General features: G+C 68.1%; 17 protein-coding genes and 1 riboswitch. Of the genes, 2 read left to right on the forward strand and 15 right to left on the reverse strand.

All coding sequences use genetic code 11. The annotated features are described in order from the left end of the window. Window positions 1-153: 153 nt before the first annotated feature. On the reverse strand, window positions 154-549 hold the full coding sequence (locus tag AC1Q5B_RS01715) for a hypothetical protein (RefSeq protein WP_492630015.1): 396 nt from the start codon (window positions 547-549) through the stop codon (window positions 154-156). Window positions 550-707: 158 nt separating this feature from the next. Between AC1Q5B_RS01715 and AC1Q5B_RS01720 the strand changes: the two genes are divergently transcribed. After that, a complete protein-coding gene (locus AC1Q5B_RS01720) occupies window positions 708-1349 on the forward strand; it encodes a Rossmann-fold NAD(P)-binding domain-containing protein (protein WP_492630016.1) in 642 nt (213 codons plus the stop codon). A gap of 9 nt (window positions 1350-1358) precedes the next feature. On the opposite strand, the gene AC1Q5B_RS01725 is transcribed toward AC1Q5B_RS01720, so the two are convergent. The 3 genes from AC1Q5B_RS01725 to AC1Q5B_RS01735 form a co-directional block, all read right to left on the reverse strand. Further along, window positions 1359-1808, reverse strand: a complete 450-nt coding sequence (locus tag AC1Q5B_RS01725; RefSeq protein ID WP_492630017.1) for a DUF4920 domain-containing protein — start codon at window positions 1806-1808, stop codon at window positions 1359-1361. A 44-nt stretch (window positions 1809-1852) separates the two neighbouring features. Continuing rightward, window positions 1853-2359 carry a hypothetical protein gene (locus AC1Q5B_RS01730; RefSeq protein WP_492630018.1) on the reverse strand — a complete coding sequence of 169 codons (507 nt, stop codon included), beginning with the start codon at window positions 2357-2359 and terminating at the stop codon, window positions 1853-1855. 114 nt (window positions 2360-2473) lie between these two features. Further along, a complete protein-coding gene (locus AC1Q5B_RS01735) occupies window positions 2474-3259 on the reverse strand; it encodes a lytic transglycosylase domain-containing protein (protein WP_492630019.1) in 786 nt (261 codons plus the stop codon). Between the two features lie 172 nt (window positions 3260-3431). On the opposite strand from AC1Q5B_RS01735, the gene ppa reads away from it, so the two are divergent. Then, window positions 3432-3986, forward strand: coding sequence for an inorganic diphosphatase (gene ppa, locus AC1Q5B_RS01740; protein WP_492630020.1), 555 nt, complete (start codon window positions 3432-3434; stop codon window positions 3984-3986). Between the two features lie 61 nt (window positions 3987-4047). Here ppa and AC1Q5B_RS01745 read toward each other — a convergent pair whose 3' ends face one another. The 11 genes from AC1Q5B_RS01745 to ilvD all read right to left on the reverse strand — a co-directional run bounded on the left by AC1Q5B_RS01745 (window position 4048) and on the right by ilvD (window position 20942). Continuing rightward, window positions 4048-5895 (reverse strand): sulfotransferase, encoded by a 1848-nt coding sequence (locus tag AC1Q5B_RS01745; RefSeq protein ID WP_492630021.1) that lies wholly within the window; start codon window positions 5893-5895, stop codon window positions 4048-4050. Between the two features lie 146 nt (window positions 5896-6041). Continuing rightward, entirely contained in the window at window positions 6042-8903 is a 2862-nt protein-coding gene (locus AC1Q5B_RS01750) for a TonB-dependent receptor plug domain-containing protein (protein ID WP_492630022.1), read from the reverse strand. Between the two features lie 58 nt (window positions 8904-8961). Next, a complete protein-coding gene (locus AC1Q5B_RS01755; RefSeq protein WP_492630023.1) occupies window positions 8962-9870 on the reverse strand; it encodes a helix-turn-helix domain-containing protein in 909 nt (302 codons plus the stop codon). A 148-nt stretch (window positions 9871-10018) separates the two neighbouring features. Then, window positions 10019-12355 carry a winged helix-turn-helix domain-containing protein gene (locus AC1Q5B_RS01760; RefSeq protein WP_492630024.1) on the reverse strand — a complete coding sequence of 779 codons (2337 nt, stop codon included), beginning with the start codon at window positions 12353-12355 and terminating at the stop codon, window positions 10019-10021. A gap of 260 nt (window positions 12356-12615) precedes the next feature. Continuing rightward, window positions 12616-13305, reverse strand: a complete 690-nt coding sequence (locus tag AC1Q5B_RS01765; protein ID WP_492630025.1) for an ion channel — start codon at window positions 13303-13305, stop codon at window positions 12616-12618. Between the two features lie 10 nt (window positions 13306-13315). Further along, window positions 13316-13483, reverse strand: coding sequence for a hypothetical protein (locus tag AC1Q5B_RS01770; protein WP_492630026.1), 168 nt, complete (start codon window positions 13481-13483; stop codon window positions 13316-13318). Next, window positions 13480-14079 carry a DUF4136 domain-containing protein gene (locus AC1Q5B_RS01775; protein ID WP_492630027.1) on the reverse strand — a complete coding sequence of 200 codons (600 nt, stop codon included), beginning with the start codon at window positions 14077-14079 and terminating at the stop codon, window positions 13480-13482. The genes AC1Q5B_RS01770 and AC1Q5B_RS01775 overlap by 4 nt, the downstream gene beginning before the upstream one ends. 94 nt (window positions 14080-14173) lie before the next feature. Next, entirely contained in the window at window positions 14174-16060 is a 1887-nt protein-coding gene (thiC, locus tag AC1Q5B_RS01780) for a phosphomethylpyrimidine synthase ThiC (RefSeq protein ID WP_492630028.1), read from the reverse strand. Between the two features lie 146 nt (window positions 16061-16206). Next, a riboswitch (TPP riboswitch) is annotated at window positions 16207-16307 on the reverse strand. A 31-nt stretch (window positions 16308-16338) separates the two neighbouring features. Continuing rightward, window positions 16339-18177: a methyl-accepting chemotaxis protein gene (locus AC1Q5B_RS01785; RefSeq protein ID WP_492630029.1), complete on the reverse strand. Its 1839-nt coding sequence runs from the start codon at window positions 18175-18177 to the stop codon at window positions 16339-16341. 73 nt (window positions 18178-18250) lie between these two features. After that, entirely contained in the window at window positions 18251-19093 is an 843-nt protein-coding gene (locus AC1Q5B_RS01790; RefSeq protein ID WP_492630030.1) for a phosphate/phosphite/phosphonate ABC transporter substrate-binding protein, read from the reverse strand. Window positions 19094-19100: 7 nt separating this feature from the next. Beyond that, a complete protein-coding gene (gene ilvD / locus AC1Q5B_RS01795; RefSeq protein ID WP_492630031.1) occupies window positions 19101-20942 on the reverse strand; it encodes a dihydroxy-acid dehydratase in 1842 nt (613 codons plus the stop codon). Window positions 20943-20975: the final 33 nt, after the last annotated feature.

A 20975-nucleotide genomic window follows, 5' to 3' on the forward strand; every position in this document is an offset into this window, starting at 1 on the left:
GCCGCCCCGCATCTGAACGAAATTTGCGGCGCGACATGAACGTGCACGCATGCTTAACCCCGCGGGCGGCGGTATCGACTAAACCGGTGTTAGGCGCTCGTGAGCACCATGTCAGCGACGCATCGAATGCGTGACGTTGCGCCGGGTTTCCCGTTACGTATCCGTTTTTTCGGAGGTTTTGGCAGCATCTTCGTCCGGCGTTTTTTTGCTGAACCATTGCCAACCCAGCACGACGCCACTCAATGCCCCGGCGATTTCCAGCACGACGCGGGCGCCGAGGCCGTCGGGATCGTGGATGCCCTTCAGCGCGATGCGTGCGTAGAGCGGGGATTCCAGCCGTGCGATGCCGAGGTAGAACATGTTCCACACATCCACGCCGGCACCGATGATCACCGCCGACACGCAGGCCCAGCCGATCGCATGCCCCATCGACCAGCGAAGGCGCAGGCTGAGCCCGTTCCAGAACAGGAAGCACAGCAGGCCGATCAGTAGCGCGATCAGGCCCGCTTCGAGCGCTCCCAGCACACCGTAGTGGAGAGGCAGGTTCATCGACGACCGCCGCTGGCGATCGCGTGGAGGCGGAGGGTCTCGTAGCGTGGCATGCAGGTTCCCGTGTCGTCGGGCCATGCCCGCCGCAAAAGGGTAACCGATGCCTCCACACCGAACGCCGGGCTGGCAAGATGACGGCGTCTTCCCCACGCGCTGGCATGCCCATGACACGTCTGTTGCTGGCCGGTGCCACCGGCCTCGTCGGCGAAGCCGCGCTGCGGCGCGCGCTCGCTTCCCCCCGCGTGCAGCAGGTGGTGGCGCCCACGCGCCGGCCGTTGGCGGCGCATCCGAAACTGCTCAACCCGGTGTTGGACTTCGACGCCCTGCCTGCCGATGCCGAATGGTGGCGCGTCGACGCCGTCGCCTGCGCGCTCGGCACGACGATCCGGGACGCCGGCTCCCGCGAAGCGTTCCGTCGCGTGGACCACGACTACCCGCTGGCGATCGCGCGCCACGCGCACGCGCACGGCGCCGCCGCATTCGCACTGGTGTCGGCGATGGGCGCGGATGCCGGATCGCGCGTTTTCTATTCGCGCACCAAGGGGGAGGTGGAGGATGCACTGGCCGGCATCGGTTTCGCGTCGCTGACGCTGTTGCGTCCCGGCCTGTTGGGAGGAGAACGCCGGCAGCACCGCCGCGGCGAGCGCATCGCGCTGCGTGTGCTCGGCGCGCTGGATGCGGTGCTGCCGCGGCGCTATCGCATCGTGCCGGCCGACCGGGTCGCCGATGCTTTGCTGCAGGCGGCACTCGACGCGCCGCCCGGACACCACGTCATTCCAGCCGAGCGCCTGCTCGGCTGACGGCGCGGGTCAGGCGCCAGAGTCGTCGGCGAGCACCTGCACGCCGTCGGCGACGATACGGTATTCGACGGCCGGCACCGCGGCGCCCGAGGTTTCCTGCGCGGTATGCCGCTGCGCCTCCGCGGACAGTGCCACCCGCGACAGCACGCCATGGACCTGCGCGGGGCCGCGCACATCCTTGGGCACGTAGAAATCGTGATCGCCCAGCAAGACGCGGGCGCCCTGCCCGTCGTCCTCAAGCATCACCCAGCAGCCCTTCTTCTGGCAGACGTCGACGACGCGACCGCTGAACACCCTGGCCTGCCCGAGGTGGGCAGCGGGATCGGCCAGGGCGGCGGCCAACGGCACGGCCACGCCGTCCTTTGGAAGGTCGGCACCGAACGTCTCCCACGCCGGGGTCGGCGACGCGAGGGCCGTGCCGGCGAACAACAGCATTCCCGTGATCATCGATCGGCGCATGTCCACTCCTGGTGCGGGGTCGCCGCGATGATACGTCGCGCGAGCTACTGGAGCAGCCCGTGCGGCAGCACCTGCAGGCGGTGTACGCCGGCGGTGGACAGCACCGCGGCGACGGCCCGTTCCAGCACCACGTCATCCGCGTCGTCGATCACCAGCAGGACGTCTCCGGCATCGATCTCACGCTGGTAATCCCGGCGTACTTCGCTGGGTACCGCCGATCCCGCCAGCGAGGCGGCCCACATGCCGACGCAACCGCCGATCACCACGCAGACCGCGACACCCGCCCAGTGGATGCCGACCGCAGGCACCAGCATGGCCGCCAGCCCCAGAACCAGTCCGAGTCCTGCACCGCCGACCAGGCCGCGCAGCGCCGCAGGCTTGAAGTCGGTCGGTGCGGCTTCCTTTTCGTCGTCGGGCACCTGCTCGACTTCGATTTCCGACCGGCCGACCAGCGCCGCGTGGGCAGGATCGATGCCGGCACCGACGGCCTGGCGCATCGCCGCCTCGGCGACGGCGACGGAGGGAGCGCTGAATACGCGACGATTCTTCATGGCGGTCTCCTGCCCGGCGCGGAACGACCGGGCCATCGGGACACGCTAGGCGCGCTGCCGCACACGTCGGGTGAAGAACCGCGGCGCAGACTGAATGCCCCTGCAATTCCGCCGTTACAGCGCGGGGCGCTCCGGTGCCGTCTTCTTCCCCAATGCGCGCAGGTAGAGCTCATACAGCGCGGTGACCTTGGAGACGTATTCCTGCGTCTCCGCGTACGGCGGTACGCCGCCATAACGCGACACCGTGCCGATGCCGGCGTTGTAGGCCGCCGCGACGAGGGCCAGGTCGCCCTTGTACCGCTTCATCAGCCCACTCAGATGGCGGGCGCCGGCGTTGATCGATTCGGTGGACGAGAAGGGATCAGCCACGCCGTATTCCTTGGCCACGTCCGGCATCAGCTGCATCACGCCCATCGCGCCCTTGGGCGACACCGCCCTGGCGTCGAAATCGCTCTCCGCATGCGCCACCGCGCGCAGCCAGGCGTCGTCGACGCCGGTCCGGCGCGCCGCTGCCTTGAACTCCGAGGGATACCGGTCCAGCCTTGGCTTGCCGACCCGGCCCAGGCCGGGGTGCGCGGGCTCGCCCGGCGGGGTCTGCACGGTGAACTTCAGGTAGGGGGTGGAGCCCGGCAGGTTGCGGGTGGAGTAGACCTTCTGCCCGTCCTGCTCGCGTTCGTACAGGGTGCCGCTGAAGACCCCCATCGAGCCCCACAGGTTGGGCGTGCTGACGGCGTTGTCGTCGATCTCCTTGGCCACGCACTTCGACCCGGGCTCGGGCGCCGTGGCCAGACTGACCGTGCCGCCCTGTACGCACCGGTAGACCGTACGCGCGCCGGCATCGGCGCTGGCGAGGGCCAGCACGGTCAGCAGCAGGCCGACAGTGGCGCGTGGGAGCAGCATGGGCGGCGGATTCTAGGCTCGCGCGCTGCAGTTCAACCTGAACCGCGCGGTCGGTGCCGACGGCCGGCCGATGCGCCGATGCGCCGATGCGCCGATGGTCCTGCTGCGCCGCAGCAGCCAACCGCGTAAAATGCCGGCCCTTACTCACCGCACACCCCCTTCGGAGCACGCAATGGGCCTGGATCTGGTCACCGCCGGCAAGAACCCGCCGGACGAAATCAACGTCATCATCGAGATCCCGAAGGATGCCGAGCCGGTGAAGTACGAAGTCGACAAGGCCAGCGGCGCCATCTTCGTCGACCGCATCCTGTCCACCCCGATGCGCTACCCCTGCAACTACGGCTATGTCCCGCACACCCTGTGCGGCGACGGCGACCCGGCCGACGTGCTGGTCGTGCTGCCGCTGCCGCTGATCCCCGGCTCGGTGATCCGCTGCCGTCCGGTCGGCGTGCTGCGCATGAGCGATGAGGCCGGCAGCGACGAGAAGCTGCTGGCGGTGCCGGTCGACAAGGTGTTCGCCGGCTACAGCCACATCAACGACATCGACCAGGTCAGCCCGCACTGGCTGGAGCGCATCGGCCATTTCTTCGAGCACTACAAGGACCTGGAGAAGGGCAAGTGGGTCAAGCTGGACGGCTGGGGCAACGCCGCCGAAGCCAAGGCCGTGCTGGTCGACGCCATCGCCCGCCAGGCCGCACAGCCGGAAGACGAGAAGCACAAGTTCTGAGCCCGGCGCGGCAACGCGCGCGTGGACGGGAAGGCCGCCTTGGGCGGCCTTCTTTTTTGGATCAGAGGCCGGCGGCGCGCGCCGCGCGATCGATCGTGGCCTGCCACTGCAGCAGGCGCGGCTCGATCCGGTCCGCGTGCCGCCGCCATTTGTCCGGGTCGGGCTTCGACAGGGTGTAACGCGACAACGGAAGCTGGGCGCCGAGTTCGCGGTCCCAGGACCAGCCGGCGAAGCCGCTCAAGCGCAACGCCTCGCGTTGCGGGTCCTGCAGGAAGCGGCCGTAGTCCACCGCGATCCAGTCCTCGGCCGGCAACGCCTCCAGATCGTCCAGCATCAGCCGCGTGGCCGTCTCCCACTGCCGCGCCACGATCTCGGCCAGGTCCTGCCCGCTCAACGCCTGCCAACCGGGCGTCAGAAGGAACGACCACATCGGGCCCTCCCATCCCGGCAGGTTGTACATGCGGAAGCGGCCGGACTGCCAGCCGTCGATCATGCTGCTCCAGACCTGCCGCGGGTCGCGGTGCAGGTAGATGAACTTCGCGTCCGGGAACACCGCCTTCAGGAAGGGGATGCGCAATGCGTTCTTCGGTGTCTTCTCCAGCATGCGGACCGTCGCATCCGCCGACGGCACATTGCCCTCGCGATCGCGTAGCGCGTCGAAGAAACGCGCGCGCAGGTCCTGCACCGTCTGCGGGCTCGCATCCGCGCGACCCAGCTGGTTGGAGTGGTACTGCCGGTGCGACGGTGCCAGGCCTTGCATGCCTTCGATCAGCTGGTGGCTCTCGTCGCCGATCGTGTACACGCCGGGCGCGCCTGCCAGCGTCTCGAACAACAGTGTCGAACCGGACCGCGGCGGGCTGACGATGAAGACGGGACGTTCGAAGGACGACGCCGGCACCGCGGCCGGGACGGGCGTCGCCGGCTCGCCGGAGGGCCGGGCCCCATGCGGATCGCGCCGCGCGGACGCATCGGCATCGACCGCCAGCGCCATGCTGAAGATATGCGCCTTCAACGCGGGCAACAGGCCCAGGCCGTTCTGCAGACGGACCTGGGCCACGCCGGCCTGCGCGATCGCGGCCTGCACGTCCTCGAGCAGCGCGCGGTAGTGCGGAAGTCCCGAAGGCCGGTCGCCATGACAGGCCCACACGCCGTGCCAGTGGCGTGCGAAGCGCGTCAGCGCCGCATGGATGGCCGGAAGCTGCGGACCGCGCTCAGCCTCACCGACCAGGAAGCCGATGCACTCCCGCAGCTCCCACGGCGTCATCACTTCGGATGCGTTGAACGACTCGTAATCGAGCGCGGCGCGGCGTCCGGCCACCGGATCGACGCGCTGCGGCGACCATCCCGGTTCGCGTCGCTCCGGCGTCCTGCCCTGCTCCAGCAGGTTCCAGAATCCGACACCGCCGACGGTGTCGGCCACCAGGTGGATGCGTGTCTCGTTACCCTGGTTGAGCACGCGATGGTGACGCCAGGTATCGAAGATCCAGCACTCGCCAGCCGCCATGTTGACCTCGTGGCCGCCGCACTGGAAACGTACCGAAGGCGTGGTGACGATGGGCACGTGCACACGCATGTGCTCGCGCCAGTAGTAGTTGATGTCCACGTGTCCGACCACCTCGGACTGGCCGGACAGTCGCATCAGGCGGGAACGCCCCCAGGTGGCGCCCAGCGTCTCCAGTACCTGCATGAGGTACGGCAACCGCTCCAGCCAGGGCGTGGGTCGCATCGCCCCGGTCACCTGGTCGCTGTCGGGATCGCCGTCGGTGGTGATGAGCGGCAGTGCGCTGTTGCCGGGGATGCCGCCGGGATGCGAACGCCAGTGCGCTTCGTCGATGGCCGAGATCTCGCGCGCGAGCGCGCCGGCATCGAAGCTCAACGGCAACTGGATGAAGGGCGCGGGAAGTTTCATCGAAGACGGAATGCAGCCCGAGGGCGGGCGCGCCGATCATAGCAACGGTCGCGCGCAGCGCCGAGCGCGCGGACCGCGCCTCCCGGAAAGCACGACGGCCCCTTTCGGGGCCGTCGTGGTCGGACATCAGGCGACGGATCGGGCGATCAGAAGCGCTGGGTGTACTTCACGTACAGGAAGCGATCGAAATCGAAACCGCCGTAGTAGGCGAAGTCGCTGTGGCGGTAGGCCGAGTTCGAGAACATCAGCGGACCCTTGTGATCGAACACGTTGTTGGCGCCCACGGCGATCGTGGCATTCCACGGCGCCTGGTAGCTGACCTGGAGGTCGTGGAACGTGTTGGAGCCCACCTTGCGGATCGCGTCGGCCTCATCGTTGGCGGCGTGATCCGGCTCCGTGCACGGACGGTTGGGGACGCACGACTCCTTCATTCCCGAGTAGTAGCGGGCCGTCCAGTTGACCGCGAAGGCGCCCAGCGACCAGTCCACGCCCAGGTTCGAGCGGACGCGGAAGATGCCGGAGTTGCCCACGTTGCCGACGATGATCTTCTCGCCCGCCGCGTTTTCGGATTCTTCGTCGTAGACGCTGGTGTAGGACGTGGTCCAGTCGAACGCGACCTTTCCGAACGACTGCTCCGGCAGGGCGTACTTCACGCCCAGGTCGTAGCCTTCGGTCTCCATCGCACCCAGGTTGGCCAGGCCGTAGAACAGGCGGGTGATGTGGCCATCGCCCGCACGCTCAATGCCTTCGCAACGGGCGCTGTTGCCCAGCACGTAGCAGTCGCGCAGGATGCGGTCGACGCTGTCCGAGATGATCATGTTCTTCAGCTCGTAGCGGTACCAGTCCAGCGAGATGTCCAGGCCCTGCACCCAGCGCGGCGACCACACCAGGCCCATGGTCTTGCTCTTGGAGGTTTCGGGGACCAGGTCCGGGTTGGAGCCGGTGATGAACTGGTCGGGCGTGGCGCACGGATAGGTCGTGCAGGGCACCAGGCCCTGGCCCAGCTGCACGTAGCCCAGCGGGACGCCGGCGCCGGTGCAGGCCGCATTGCCGTTGACGCTGTTGACCGCGCCGGTACCGCAGGGATCGGTGTAGTTCTCGAAGCTGGTACCGATGCCGCCGTACAGGTTGTCGATCGTTGGCGCGCGGAAACCCTCGGCGTAGGTGCCGCGGACCAGCAGTTCGTCGATCGGACGCCAGGTGAGGCCGAACTTGCTGTTGATGGTGTCGCCGAAGTTGCTGTAGTCGGAGTAGCGGCTGGCCATGTTGATGGTCAGCTCCTTCGCGAACGCCACGTCGGCCAGCAGCGGGATGTTCAGTTCGAGGTAGACCTCATCGACCGAGTAGTCGCCTTCGGTGGTCTGCGCACCGAGGCCGGTGCTCTGGCCCGACTGCGCGAACGCGTCCGGCACGAAGCGGCCCTGCTCCTTGCGGTGCTCGACGCCCACCGCGATACCCAGGTCGCCGGCCGGCAGTTCGAACAGCGAACCGGACAGGTTGGCGGTGTAGCTGGTGGTGCGGGTCAGGCCCGTGTCGGTGAACCACGGGAACAGGAACTTCTGCACGTCCGGATCGGCCAGCGAGCCCTGCCCGGCGACACCGTAAGGCAGCAGCGGATTCCAGGGACGGCAATCCGACAACGGCGTCGGGTCGGCGGCGCTGCCGCACTGGGCGATGCCGTCGGCGTTGATGAACGACGGGCCCAGCGCCTGCTCGGAAGCGATCAGGCTCATGTCGCCATGCGCACGCTTGGTCGACTGGTTGCGGTTGATCAGCGCGCCAACGTCCCAGTCCCAGGTCTTGCCCGCGACTTCGAAGAAGCCCGAGAAGCCGCCGGCGAAGCGGTAGGTTTCCAGCTCGCTCTCGGTGGTGCGCGGCACTTCCCACAGGCGGCGACGGAACTCGGTCGCCTGGCCCGGCATCGGATTGAACGCGCTGTCCGCGGCGATCGGCGTGCCGAACGCGCCCGACTGGTACGGATAACCGGCGATCTGCTGCTGGGTGGAGCGGTGGTTGTACAGCACGTCCGTATTGAACGAGACGTTGTCGGTCACGTCGTAGTTCGCGTTGACGAATACCGAACGGCGCTCGATGCCCGTGGACAGGAACATCTGCTGGTTGGCGTTGGCGTTGTAGTCCGCAGTGTGTTCAACGTAGTCGGCGCGGTTGGCCGGGTTGCCGCCGGCGCGCAGCGTGTACCACACCGCCGAAGCCGCCGGCGAGCACGGGTCGCAGAAGGAACCATTCTGGCTGATCGGGCTCCAGCCCGAACCCGGGTAATCCGGACCGGCGTTGCCGTCCTTGGAGAACCAGCGGTCGGCCGCCGAGATCGGGTCTTCCTTCGAATACTCGACCGACAGCGTGACGCCGCCACGGTCGCTGGCCGAGCCCACGGTGAAGGAGTACTGCTTGACGTCGCCGTCGCCTTCGCCGGTCTGGCCGATGTAGGCCGACGCCTCGGCGCCTTCGAAGCGCTTGCGGGTGATCACGTTGACCACGCCGGCAATCGCGTCGGAGCCGTAGATGGCGGAGGCGCCGTCCTTCAGCACTTCGATGCGGTCGATCGCCGACATCGGGATCTGGCTGAGATCCTGGTAACCGCCGGTGGTGGCGCCCAGGCGGCGGCCGTTGACCAGCACCAGCGTGCGGGTGGCGCCGAGGTTGCGGATGTCGACGTAGTAACCGCCCACGTTCTCGCCCGAGGCCAGCGCTTCCGAACGCGCGATCGCCGGGGAGCCGGCGGACGTCAGGTTCTGCAGCACGTCGGCGACCGAGGTGAAACCCTGCTTCTCGATGTCTTCGCGTCCGATCGTGATGATCGGCTGCTGCGTTTCCATGTCGGCGCCGCGGATGCGCGAGCCGGTCACTTCCAGGCGATCCAGGGTGGTCGTGCCGGAAGCTTCGGTGGTGGCTTCCTGTGCGCTGGCGAACGCCGGGATCAATGCGATGGCGATACCGGCCGGCAGCATGCCGACCCGCATCGCGCGACGCGAATTGCGGTGGTTCATTCAATCTCTCCTCAGAGGAACGTGTAGCGTTATGGGCGTGTTAAAACGCCTTGCAAACTTACGTTCCAGTCTTCAACACCGCTTTGCGGCCGACGCCCGATGACTTTGCCGAGTCTGTCCTCGACGCCACGGAGGCGGAGCGGTAACGGCTGGCCGACGTGCCGAAGCGCGCGCGGAACGCCCGCGCGAAACTGCAGCAGTTGTCGAAGCCGGACGCCGCGGCCACTTCGCCCACCATCATCGAAGTACTGCGCAGCAGGTCGGCCGCATGTTCCAGCCGCAGGCGTGCCGCCGCCGTCTGCGGACTTTCGTCGTACAGGCTGTAGAACGTGCGCGAGAAGTACCAGCTCGAGAAGCTGGTCAGTTCCGCCAGTTCGCTGATGCGCACCACGCGGTCGCAATTGCCTTCCAGATAGAGGCGCGCGCGCTGCAGGCGGCCGAAGACCTGGCGCTTCCGGGTACGCGAACGTCCCGGGCAGCGCTGGATGTAGCCATCGAGCTCCTGCTGGACCGCGGCGAAATGCAGCAGCAGCGGACGCAGGGCGTACGCATCGGCACCCTCGGCGCCGCGTTCGGATGCCGCGCGCCACAACCGCAGCAGGGTCAGCGCATCACGACGGCCGAGCCGCCCGCGCCCGGCGTACAACGGGCCATCGGCGAACCGTGCCATCGCCTTCATGCCCTCGGTGTTCAGCACCACGCCGATGCACAGACCGTAGCGATCGCTCTGCACGAGCGGCTTGGAGTCGCGCTCCAGCGCGATCCACTGGCCACGGCGCAGGCGGAAGCGCCCTTCCTTCGCCTCGACCCAGGACGCGCCCCTCAGCTGCACCCAGATCGTGAACAGGTCGCCGCCCGCCTGGGCGCCGCCCAGTCGCGAGACCGCGATGCACCCACTCGAGGATGCCCCTTCGGCCGCTTCCAGCCGGACCAGCTGTCCCCGGTCGCCCCACCATGTTTGCTCCATCGGTCGTTCCACTTTGCATGACGTGTGGAAGCGATGTGCCGTGTCGGCGCGCGGACAGGCAGGAAGTTTGTCGGAAATGTCGACGAAATCTTGCCGAACCCCGATCCGACAAAGTTACGAAGGAAACTTCCTGTTCCGTATCAGGCAGTTACCAGAAGCCGCCGCCGTGGGCCGGTGGCGCCGGCTCCAGCGAAAGGAAGCCGATGTCCGAGCCATCCACGACGGCCATCGAGACGTAGGTCACGCGATCGCGCGCATGTGCGCTGAATCCGTTGATGGTGGCCAGGTGGGTGGACTCCAGGCATCGCGCCGGCGGGTGGGAGCGGCCGACCCCGATATGGCGCAGGCTCACGTAGCAGCCGGGCAGTTGTTCCAGATACTCGATCTGACCATCCCCGGTCACCGTCCAGGTCCGGTAGCGCTGGCTGGCGGGCCGGCTGCGGTCGACCTGACGGATGCTGCCCGCAGCCAGCGCGAGGTCGGACCGCCACAGGCCGTCGCGGGCCAGCCGCGTGAACAGCACCCGGCCCTGGGCCGGGTCGGGCAACGCGAACGACACTCCGTCGATGCTGGCCACGCGTCGCCACGGCGTACTCCGCCGGTCGAACAGCACCAGTTGCTGGCCATCGCCTTTGCCGGCGATCACCAGCAGCTGATCGGGATTCGGTACGTAGGCGGCGAACAGCAGGTCCTCGCGCGGCACCGGCACGGGCAGGCTGCGCAACTGGCCGCTGGCGGGCTCGAGTTCGTGCAGGCCATAGCGGCCCTCCACATCGGTCCCGATCACCAGCAGTCGCCGGCTGTCCGGCGACCAGGCCGGCAGGTGGCGGGATTCGGGGCGGATGCCTTCGATCGGCCGCAGCGACGCGGGTCGCTCCATATCGGCCCACCAGAGCGTGAACTCACCCGAGCGGTCGGAGGTGAACACGATCTGCCGCCCATCGGGCGCCACCGATGGCAGCGCGTCGCGGCCCGTCGATGGGAACAGCCGCTGCAAGGGCCGCGCATCGCCGCCCGCGTTGGCCTCGCCGATGCGGTAGAGCCCGAACTGCGGCTTGCGCTGCACGAACGCCAGCAGGTTGGCCTGCGCGGCGATCGCGGGCGCCTGGGCGTCCTCGATGCCCAGGTCGGTGATGGAGCGGCTGGCGAGTTCCAGCCGATACAGGCGGGTGTGGCTGTCCACGCGCCGGCCGAACACGATCGCCTGGCCGTCAGGCGTCCAGTCCCACCCGCGCAATTCGGCACGCTGGTGGGTCAGGCGCTCCGCCTCGCCTCCGCCCGCAGGGATCCGCCACAGGTCGCCCAGCGGCGTGTTGCGGACGAACACGATCCACTTTCCGTCCGGTGAGAATCGCGGCGCCGTGTCGACGTCTTCCGCCGTGGCGCCGTACGCGATGGCGCGCCAGCGACCGCTCGCCAGGTCCAGCAGGCGCAACCCGGGCTCGCCGTCGCCGCTCATCGGACTGCTGAAGACCAGACCGTTGCCGTCGGGCGTCCAGTCGAACGTCGGACGGTTGTGCGGATCGCAGCTTCCCAGCACACGCGGTTCGCCGCCGCTGGCCTGCACCGCCATGATCCGGCAGTCCTCGCCGGGCGAGCGGCGCAGGAACGCGATCTCGCGCCCGCTGGGAGACCATTCGGGGTTGGTGTCCCATGCGCCGTCGGGGGGCGACGTCAGCGTGCGCGGCTGCGCCGGTTCCGTGGTCTGCACGAGGATGGCGGTACCCGTGAGCTCCTCGGTCATGCTGGAGAGGTAGGCGACCTGCGAGCCATCGGGCGACAAGGTCGGCGACAGCTCGAAACCCGGCGCGGAGGTGATCAGCCGGTACGGCCTGGGTGCAGGCAGCAAGCCCGTCACCTCGTCCTTTGCCGCGGCACGAGGCCGCTGAGATCCCGACCACCACAGCGCCGCCGCCACGCACACGATCGCCAGCACCCCCAGACCGATGCCCCAGGCCCAGCGGCGGAACATCGCCACGTGTCGCACGGGAGGCGCTGCGGCGGCAGTGGCGGCGGCGACATCCCGGGCGTCCTCGTCGCTTTCTCCTTCGCCGACATCCGTCTCGACGGGCGTCGCGTCGGCCACGGTCGGAGCCGCGACAGCGGCGGAAACATGCTCGCCTTCTCCGTGCGGCAACCACTCCACGTCCACCAGCAGGCGATAGCCGCTCTTGGCGATGGTCTCGATGTAGCGCGGCCCGTCGGCGCGTTCGCCGAAGGCCTTGCGCAGTTGCGTGACCGCCTGGGTGACTACGTCGTTGGTCGGCATCGTGTCCGGCCAGACGGCCGCCAGCAACGCCTCGCGGGTCACCACGCGTCCCGCATTCTCCGCGAGCACCCGCAGCACACCCATCGATTTGGGCGTGATACGTGCCGGCCTGCGCGCATCCGGCGCGTGGATTTCACGCAGCGGGAGGTCGACGAGGCATTCCCCCACCTTCAGGCGATCGCCTGCAGGGAGGGCGGAGGAGTCGGGGGGAATCATCGGGGCGAATGCTGCGCGGTCTTCCGGGGTCCGTCATGTGCCTTAATGCCTGGCGCTGGTCGGGCCACGTGATCCGGCAGATTCGGCAAAGTTCAAAGGCAGCACGGGGAAAGCGCACCGTCGCGGCGCATTTTACAGTGGCCTGCATGCTCCCCCTGAACGGGAGCAGCACAGGCAAACTCTCTCTCTCGCCGACGTCCTATTACACGAGCTCCAACATTCGCGCCGAGAGGCGCGAATTTTTTATCCGCCTGAGGGACTCAGTCCGCCCTGCGCGCGGGCGCCTTGAGGATGGTCAGTCCGATCAGCCGCGACACCACCACGGCGATGTACATCACGCCCGCGAACTGCTCGAGCATCACCAGCGCGCGGGCCTGAGGCAGGATCGGCACCACATCGCTCAGGCCCACACCCGACAGCAGGCTGAAGCTGAGGAACAGCAGTTCCATCCAGCTGCGCGGCGATTGCGGATCGACGGCCGCCGTGAAACTCCCCGGATACCACTGCTGGCAGACCGAAAACGAAAAGGCGAACGCCCAGGCCAGCAGCGTGAAGGTGGCGCCGGCGGCGAACAGTTCGTCGCTGGTGACCGAGTGGTCCTGCAGCATGTAGGCGATCAGGCTGCCGGCCGTATAGAAATAAAGGCCGCTTTCGAGCAGATGCGCGTAGATGCCCAGCGACGGCTGATCGAAGAGTACCGACGACACCGACAGCAGCACCGACGGCACCGCCAGCGACCACGCGATCCAGTTCACAGCGGCACTGCGGTTGACGACCCACAACGCCAGGGCCAGCACCAGGATGCCCAACGCACCGAACAGCGCGCGGCCGGCCTGGGTGTCTTCCATCACCGGATACAGCAGGATGCCGGCCAACTGTACGACCAGCAGGAAGGCGCAGGGATGCCGCCGCGCCGTCACCATCCAGCGCAACCGGGTCCAGGTATTCATGCGGCGGGATTCACTTGAGGTGGTAGACCAGCGCGTAATACACCACGTAGATCCATGACAGCAGGCCGTGGATCACCGCCCACAGCAGCGACTTGTTGGCGCTCCACGAAATGGTGATCGCCAGCGCGGTGCCGAAGCCGATGCCGGCCCTGGCGATGACGGGGCCGCTGCCCTTCATCGCGTGCCTCCCGGCGCGCCGCTTCCCGCCCGGTACGGGTACCGCATGAAGATCTCCGCCACCGCGGCATCGATCTTCGCGCCGCGCTCTTCCGGCTTGGTGCGTCCGACGCGGCCGACCGCCACGCCGGTCCACACCAGGCGGTTCTGCTTCGCGTCGACCAGGTCGACGTTCAACGTGCCTTCGGTATACCGGTAGACGTCGGTGCGATCGCGCCAGTACGGAACCGAGACGTAACGACGGGCGCGGTAACTGTAGTAGTAGTCGTAGTCGACTTCGGGAATGGTGACGACGTCGGTCTTTTCCTGCATGTAGGCGTTGAGGTTCACCCACAGGTCCGGCGAGGTCTCGTCGTACACGTAACCGCGCGACTCCATCTGCCTGCGTGCGGCATCCTTGGTACGGCCGCTGGTCAGCGTGGCGTAACCCTGCCCTTCGATCGCCAGCGGCGAATAGAAGGCGAACGTACGGTACTGGCCGAAGTCGGCCGAGGGATCGACATCGCTGGTGACGCGCGGACCGGTAGCGCAGGCCGCCAGTAGAAGGACGGCGGCGGCCATCAGCCAGCGGCCGGGGTTGCGGGCGAATCGGGCCATGCTCGTTCTCCTGTCGGGGACGCCGCCATGATGGCGGACATCCCGTGAACACTACGCGTTCCACCCCGGGCCGGATGCAGCCGGTACGGCCGGGTCAGCCCTGACGATACACCTGGGCGCCCTGGGCCAGGAACTCGGCGGACTTCTCCGCCATGCCCGCCTCGAGCGCCGCCTGTTCCTCCACCCCGTGCTCGGCCGCGTAGTCGCGCACGTCCTGGGTGATCTTCATCGAACAGAAATGCGGGCCGCACATCGAGCAGAAGTGCGCCAGCTTATGCGCGTCCTTCGGCAGCGTCTCGTCGTGGAACTCCTTGGCCTTCTCCGGATCCAGGCCCAGATGGAACTGGTCTTCCCAGCGGAATTCGAAGCGCGCCTTGCTCAGCGCGTTGTCGCGCACCTGCGCGCCGGGATGCCCCTTGGCCAGGTCGGCCGCATGCGCGGCGATCTTGTAGGCCATGATGCCGTCGCGCACGTCCTGGCGGTTGGGCAGACCCAGGTGTTCCTTCGGCGTGACGTAGCAGAGCATCGCCGTGCCGTACCAGCCGATCATCGCCGCGCCGATCGCGCTGGTGATGTGGTCGTAACCCGGCGCGATGTCGGTGGTCAGCGGGCCGAGCGTGTAGAACGGCGCCTCGCCGCACTCGCGCAGCTGCTTGTCCATGTTCTCCTTGATCAGCTGCATCGGCACGTGGCCGGGCCCTTCGATCATGCACTGCACATCGTGCTTCCACGCGATCTTGGTCAACTCGCCCAGCGCTTCCAGCTCGCCGAACTGCGCGGCGTCGTTGGCATCGGCGATACAGCCGGGACGCAGGCCGTCGCCCAGCGAGAAGGCCACGTCGTACGCCTTCATGATCTCGCAGATGTCCTCGAAATGCGTGTAGAGGAAGTTCTCCTTGTGGTGCGCCAGGCACCACTTGGCCATGATCGAACCGCCGCGCGAGACGATGCCGGTCACGCGCTTGGCCGTCAGCGGCACGTGGCGCAGCAGCACGCCGGCGTGGATGGTGAAGTAGTCCACGCCCTGTTCGGCCTGTTCGATCAGCGTGTCGCGGAAGATCTCCCAGGTCAGCGCTTCGGCGCGACCGTCGACCTTCTCCAGCGCCTGGTAGATCGGCACCGTGCCGATCGGCACCGGCGAGTTGCGGATGATCCACTCGCGCGTCTCGTGGATGTGCTTGCCGGTGGACAGGTCCATCACGGTGTCGCCACCCCAGCGGATCGACCACACCAGCTTCTCGACTTCCTCGGCGATGCCCGACGACACCGCGCTGTTGCCGATGTTGGCGTTGATCTTGGTCAGGAAGTTGCGGCCGATGATCATCGGCTCGCTTTCGGGATGGTTGATGTTGTTGGGCAGGATGGCACGGCCGCGCGCGATCTCGTCGCGCACGAATTCCGGCGTGATGGAGGTCTGGATGCTGGCGCCGAACGCTTCGCCGGGATGCTGCTTCAGCAGCATCGCATCGCGTACGGCCTCCAGCCGCTGGTTCTCGCGGATGGCGACATACTCCATCTCCGGCGTGACGATGCCGCGTCGGGCGTAGTGCATCTGGCTGACGTTGGCGCCCGCCCTGGCGCGGCGCGGCAGGATACGGCCCGGGAAGCGCACGCTGTCCAACTTCGCGTTGGTCTCGCGCGAGCGGCCGAATTCGGAGCTGAGCGCCGGCAACCGTTCGGTATCGCCACGCTCCTCGATCCACTTCGCACGCAGCGCGGGCAGGCCGGCGGCCAGGTCGATGGTCGCGGCCGGATCGGTATACGGACCCGAGGTATCGTAGACGGTGACCGGCGGATTGTCCTCGCCGCCGAAGATGGTCGGCGTCTGGGTCAGCGCGATCTCGCGCATCGGCACCTGCAGGTCGTGACGCGATCCCTGCACGAAGATCTTGCGCGAACCCGGAATGGGGCGCGTGACGGATTCGGAAAGTTGCCCGGTCTGCTGCAACAGGTCGGCGGCGGGCTTGGGAATGGCATTCATCGGCTTCGTCCTTTTTGGATCCCCGCACGTGGATGTGCGGGCTCTTGCGAGGGATTCGCATCACGGGACGCGAGGGATCGCATCACGGACGAAGCGGCGGCGCGGCGGCGGACGGATTGCGGGCCCGATGGGCGGCACGGCAACACGGCGCATCCTGCGAAGCTTCCCTACGCCGGTCTCAACCGGATCAGGTTCGAAGGGTCTGTCTCAATCGCCGGCACGGCCGGCGATACCCCCGCTTCGGGGCGAATTAGACCACAAACACCGGGCCGGCAAGGTCACTCCAGCGTATAGCCGACGCGGAACCCGCCCCAGTGGCGGTCGCCGACGAACACCGGTACCGACAGGTCGAACATGATCTGCCCGGTGTCGCGCCGGTAGACCTGCAGGCGGTACGGGTCGGTATGCGCGCCGACGCTGCGGCCCACGCGGTCGGCGAACAGGCGTTTGGTGCGGTTGCCGACCAGGTCCTTCGCACGGTCGCCGGTGATCGGCTGGGTGAACCGCAGGTTATGCGTGGGCACGTAACCGTCGGGATTGGCGCAGATGGCGAACACGATCCACGGATGGCGCGTGGCCACCGGCTCCTGCAAGCGCGGCAGCAGTTCGTCGCAGAGCGCGTCGAACGGGGTGGTGAACTTGGCCGGCTCGATGCCGGGCACGGGGGTGTATTCACGGGAGAACAGCGCGACCTCGTCGATGCGTCCCTGCTGAAGCGCCTGCGCCAGCGCATCACCGATGCGTTGCGATGCGGCCTGCGCCAGGTCGCGGACGCGTGCGTGCCGGCGATGCCCGAGCGGATCGGCCGGAAGCCTGAACAGGCCGACGCAGTCCCGCAGCGTGTCCGTGCCCTGCGCCAGCGCCGTCCCGCGCGCAGCCACCTGGTCGGCGTGTTCCAGATTGCTGCGACTGAGCGCGGCCACGCGATCGACGGCGGCATCGATCGCGATGACTTCCTGGTCCTGCGCAGAGACGCGCTCGACCACCGACTCCATGGCCTGGCTGGCCCGCGCCAACAGGTCGCCGATGCCGACCAGCACTTGCCCGGTGGCCTCGGCCGAGGCCGCGCTTTCGGTCAGCGCACGACCGCTTTCGTCCAGGATGACGCGCACGTCGCGCGCCGCCGTCGCCGCCTGTTCGGCGAGGCGGCGGATCTCGGTGGCGACGACCGCGAAACCACGTCCGGCCGGTCCCGCCCGTGCGGCTTCGATGCTGGCGTTGATCGACAGGATGTTGGTCTGGAACGCCACGGCGTCGATGACTTCGATGACGTCGCCGGCACGCGCGGAACGGCGTTCGACTTCGCGCATCGCCTCACCCAGTTGCTGCGCGGCGGCGACACCTTGGCGCGCACTCGCGTCGGCACTGGCGGCCACGCTGATGACGGCCTGGAGTTCCTCGCCCGCGCCTTTCAGCCCCTGCAGCAATCGACGGGTGGTCTCGAGCACGGTGTCGAGCGCGGTCACCTGCGCCTGCGACTGGGTGAGCAGCTCGTCGTTGTCGCCGACCAGGTGCGGCACTTCCGCCGCCACCTGCACCGACAGCGCGACGGCCTGGCGGATCGCCTCGGCCAGATTGCCGAAGCCGGCGGCGATCTGTCGCGACAGCGGATGCGCCGCCTGCGCATCGGGCAACGCAAGCTCCAGGTCGCAACCACCCAACAGGCTGCCGATGCGCTCGAGCAACGCTCGCTCTGTCGTGGCATCGGTCAGGCGTTGCGCAAGGTCGCGCAGCGCCGGGGTGACGGCGGCGGGAATCTCGCCATGCGCCAGCCGGGCCGCGTCGCGCAGCAACGCGGCGGTTTCCGGATGCGGCAGCGACAGCAGCCAGCCTTCGCCATCGCGGTCGGCCTGGTAGCGGATGCGGCGGGCAGGATCGTTGCCGGGCGCGCACCAGCTGCCTTCTTCGTCGTTCAGCACGGTGGCAGGCAGGCCCCACAAGCGGTCGCACGGCTGGCCCAGCAGCGCCTCGGGCGACAACGCCAGCAGGTCCCATGCAGCACGGTTGGCCGCGACGACGCGCGCGGATGCATCCAGCCGCACCAGCCCCACGGGCGCGTCCGGCAGGACATCCCCTTTCGCCGCGCTGTCCGCCGGCCTGTCGTCGATCGCTGCCATGTGCCCTCCTCCGTCTATCGGTAACGGCCGGGGACGCAGTGAATTGAGTGCCCTGTTCAGGCAGGGACTGTGCTCAGTCCTGCGGCAGTGCCGTCTCGGACAGCCGTGCGGCATCGGCAGGAACGAAGACGGTGGCGTCGCCGAACTCGGGCCAGCCGGCGCGCAGTGCGGCCATCACGGCCGCATCTTCCCGATGCGCTTCTAGCAGCCAGGCGGCGATGGCCTGGCACGGCACCTCGGTCGTCGCACGGCACAGTAGCGGGCCCGGCGGGATCGGATCGGAGCGCCACAGTTCATGGACGTCGTCGGGACGCGACGCGTCATATACATCACCCGCCAGCGCCGCGACGTCGGCGCGACCGTCGACGACGGCCTGCAAGGCCGCGGCGTGCGAGCCCGCATGGATGACCGACGCGAACGCCTTCGCGGGTTCCAGTCCCTGGCTGCGCAGGTACTGCGCCGGCACGAAACCGCCCGACGCGGAATCGCGGCCGACCAGCGCCAGCTTCGACCGGCCTGCCTTCGCTTTCAGTTCGGCCAACGATGCGACATCCCGCGCCACCAGCACCGCCCGGTAGCGATCCGCCTGCAGCGCAGGCACCTGCGGCACCGGCAGCGTGGTCACTTGCGGGAGATCGCGGCGTGCCTGCAGGTAACCGTGGAGGTTGGGCACGGCCACATCGACCCGCCCTTCGCGCATGGCCTGCACCAGCGCGGTCGGCGAAGGCAGCAGCTTGACCTGCACCGGATGGCGGCCGCGTTTCGCCAGGTAGTCGGCCAGCGGCTGGATCGCCGCGACGCGGTCGCGCTCGGGATATACATAGGTGGCGATCACCCACGGCGCGCGCACGTCCTTCGCGAACGCGGGAAGGATGGCGAGTGCGAGCAGCAGGGCAAGACCGGACCGGACGTGCATCCGCGTATCAGACGGCATCCAGCAGGGCCTTGTCACGCACCGCGCCCTTGTCCGCGCTGGTGGCCAACAGGGCGTACGCCTTCAATGCCGTGCTGACCTTGCGCGTGCGCGGCTGCGCGGGCTTCCAACCCGTCGCCTCCTGCGCGGCACGACGCGCTGCCAGTTCCCCGTCGGAGACCAGCAGGCTGATGGACCGCTGCGGGATGTCGATGCGGATGCGATCGCCGTCCTGCACCAGCCCGATCGCACCGCCCGCCGCCGCTTCCGGCGACGCATGGCCGATGGACAGGCCCGACGTGCCGCCCGAGAAACGGCCATCGGTCAGCAGTGCACACTGCTTGCCCAAGCCTTTCGACTTCAGGTAGCTGGTGGGGTACAGCATCTCCTGCATACCCGGCCCGCCCTTCGGACCTTCGTAGCGGATGACGACCACGTCGCCGGCCTTCACGTCATCACCGAGAATGCCGGCCACTGCCGCATCCTGGCTCTCATAGACGCGGGCGCTGCCTTCGAACACATGGATCGACTCGTCGACGCCGGCCGTCTTCACCACGCAACCGTCGACCGCGATGTTGCCGTACAGCACCGCCAGGCCGCCTTCCTGCGAGAACGCATGTTCGACACTGCGGATGCAGCCCTCGGCACGGTCGGTGTCCAGCGAAGGCCAGCGCGTGGCCTGGCTGAAGGCGACCTGGGTCGGGATGCCGGCGGGTCCGGCCTTGTAGAACGTATGCACCGCCTCGTCGTCGACGGTGGCGACGTCCCACTTCGCGATCGCATCGCCCAGTGTCTTCGCGTGCACGGTGGACACGCCGGTATGCAGCAGGCCGCCGCGCGCCAGTTCACCGAGGATCGCCATGATGCCACCGGCACGGTGCACGTCCTCGATGTGGTACTTCTGCGTGTTCGGCGCGACCTTGCACAGCTGCGGCACGCGCCGCGACAGGCGGTCGATGTCGCGCATGTCGAACGGCACCTCGCCTTCCTGCGCCGCGGCGAGCAGATGCAGGATGGTATTGGTGGAGCCGCCCATCGCGATGTCCAGCGTCATCGCATTCTCGAACGCCTCGAACGTGGCGATGCCGCGCGGCAGCGCCGTGGCATCCTCACCGCCGTACCAGCGATGGCACAGTTCCACCGCCACCACGCCGGCGCGCTTGAACAGCTGTTCGCGGTCGGCATGCGTGGCGACCACCGTGCCGTTGCCCGGCAGCGACAGGCCCAGCGCCTCGGTCAGGCAGTTCATCGAGTTGGCCGTAAACATGCCGCTGCACGAGCCACAGGTCGGGCACGCGCTGCGCTCGACCGCGGCGACCTGCTCGTCGGACGCGTTCGGATCGGCCGCCACCACCATCGCGTCGATCAGGTCCAGCTTGTGGTCGGCCAACCTGGTCTTGCCGGCCTCCATCGGCCCGCCCGACACGAACACCGTCGGGATGTTCAGCCGCATGGCGGCCATCAGCATGCCGGGCGTGATCTTGTCGCAGTTGGAGATGCACACCAGCGCATCGGCGCAGTGCGCGTTGACCATGTACTCGACCGAGTCGGCGATGATCTCGCGCGACGGCAGCGAGTACAGCATGCCGTCATGGCCCATCGCGATGCCGTCGTCGACGGCGATGGTGTCGAACTCTTTCGCCACGCCGCCGACGCGTTCGATCTCGCGGGCGACCAGCTGGCCAAGGTCCTTGAGGTGCACATGGCCGGGCACGAACTGGGTGAACGAGTTGGCGACGGCGATGATGGGCTTGTGGAAGTCCTCGTCCTTCATGCCGGTGGCGCGCCAGAGCGCGCGGGCACCGGCCATGTTGCGGCCGTGGGTGGAGGTCTTGGAGCGGTATTCGGGCATGAAAACCAGCGGTGCTGCGACGACGTGGGGAGC

The organism is Pseudoxanthomonas sp. GW835-FHT14C01 (assembly GCF_058793715.1).

What these genes read in the sequence shown, in the direction of transcription:
- AC1Q5B_RS01715 (WP_492630015.1), bottom strand. Translation starts at nt 549, where the DNA reads ATGAACCTGCCTCTCCACTACGGTGTGCTGGGAGCGCTCGAAGCGGGC.
- AC1Q5B_RS01720 (WP_492630016.1), top strand. Translation starts at nt 708, where the DNA reads ATGCCCATGACACGTCTGTTGCTGGCCGGTGCCACCGGCCTCGTCGGC.
- AC1Q5B_RS01725 (WP_492630017.1), bottom strand. Translation starts at nt 1,808, where the DNA reads ATGCGCCGATCGATGATCACGGGAATGCTGTTGTTCGCCGGCACGGCC.
- AC1Q5B_RS01730 (WP_492630018.1), bottom strand. Translation starts at nt 2,359, where the DNA reads ATGAAGAATCGTCGCGTATTCAGCGCTCCCTCCGTCGCCGTCGCCGAG.
- AC1Q5B_RS01735 (WP_492630019.1), bottom strand. Translation starts at nt 3,259, where the DNA reads ATGCTGCTCCCACGCGCCACTGTCGGCCTGCTGCTGACCGTGCTGGCC.
- ppa (WP_492630020.1), top strand. Translation starts at nt 3,432, where the DNA reads ATGGGCCTGGATCTGGTCACCGCCGGCAAGAACCCGCCGGACGAAATC.
- AC1Q5B_RS01745 (WP_492630021.1), bottom strand. Translation starts at nt 5,895, where the DNA reads ATGAAACTTCCCGCGCCCTTCATCCAGTTGCCGTTGAGCTTCGATGCC.
- AC1Q5B_RS01750 (WP_492630022.1), bottom strand. Translation starts at nt 8,903, where the DNA reads ATGAACCACCGCAATTCGCGTCGCGCGATGCGGGTCGGCATGCTGCCG.
- AC1Q5B_RS01755 (WP_492630023.1), bottom strand. Translation starts at nt 9,870, where the DNA reads ATGGAGCAAACATGGTGGGGCGACCGGGGACAGCTGGTCCGGCTGGAA.
- AC1Q5B_RS01760 (WP_492630024.1), bottom strand. Translation starts at nt 12,355, where the DNA reads ATGATTCCCCCCGACTCCTCCGCCCTCCCTGCAGGCGATCGCCTGAAG.
- AC1Q5B_RS01765 (WP_492630025.1), bottom strand. Translation starts at nt 13,305, where the DNA reads ATGAATACCTGGACCCGGTTGCGCTGGATGGTGACGGCGCGGCGGCAT.
- AC1Q5B_RS01770 (WP_492630026.1), bottom strand. Translation starts at nt 13,483, where the DNA reads ATGAAGGGCAGCGGCCCCGTCATCGCCAGGGCCGGCATCGGCTTCGGC.
- AC1Q5B_RS01775 (WP_492630027.1), bottom strand. Translation starts at nt 14,079, where the DNA reads ATGGCCCGATTCGCCCGCAACCCCGGCCGCTGGCTGATGGCCGCCGCC.
- thiC (WP_492630028.1), bottom strand. Translation starts at nt 16,060, where the DNA reads ATGAATGCCATTCCCAAGCCCGCCGCCGACCTGTTGCAGCAGACCGGG.
- AC1Q5B_RS01785 (WP_492630029.1), bottom strand. Translation starts at nt 18,177, where the DNA reads ATGGCAGCGATCGACGACAGGCCGGCGGACAGCGCGGCGAAAGGGGAT.
- AC1Q5B_RS01790 (WP_492630030.1), bottom strand. Translation starts at nt 19,093, where the DNA reads ATGCACGTCCGGTCCGGTCTTGCCCTGCTGCTCGCACTCGCCATCCTT.
- ilvD (WP_492630031.1), bottom strand. Translation starts at nt 20,942, where the DNA reads ATGCCCGAATACCGCTCCAAGACCTCCACCCACGGCCGCAACATGGCC.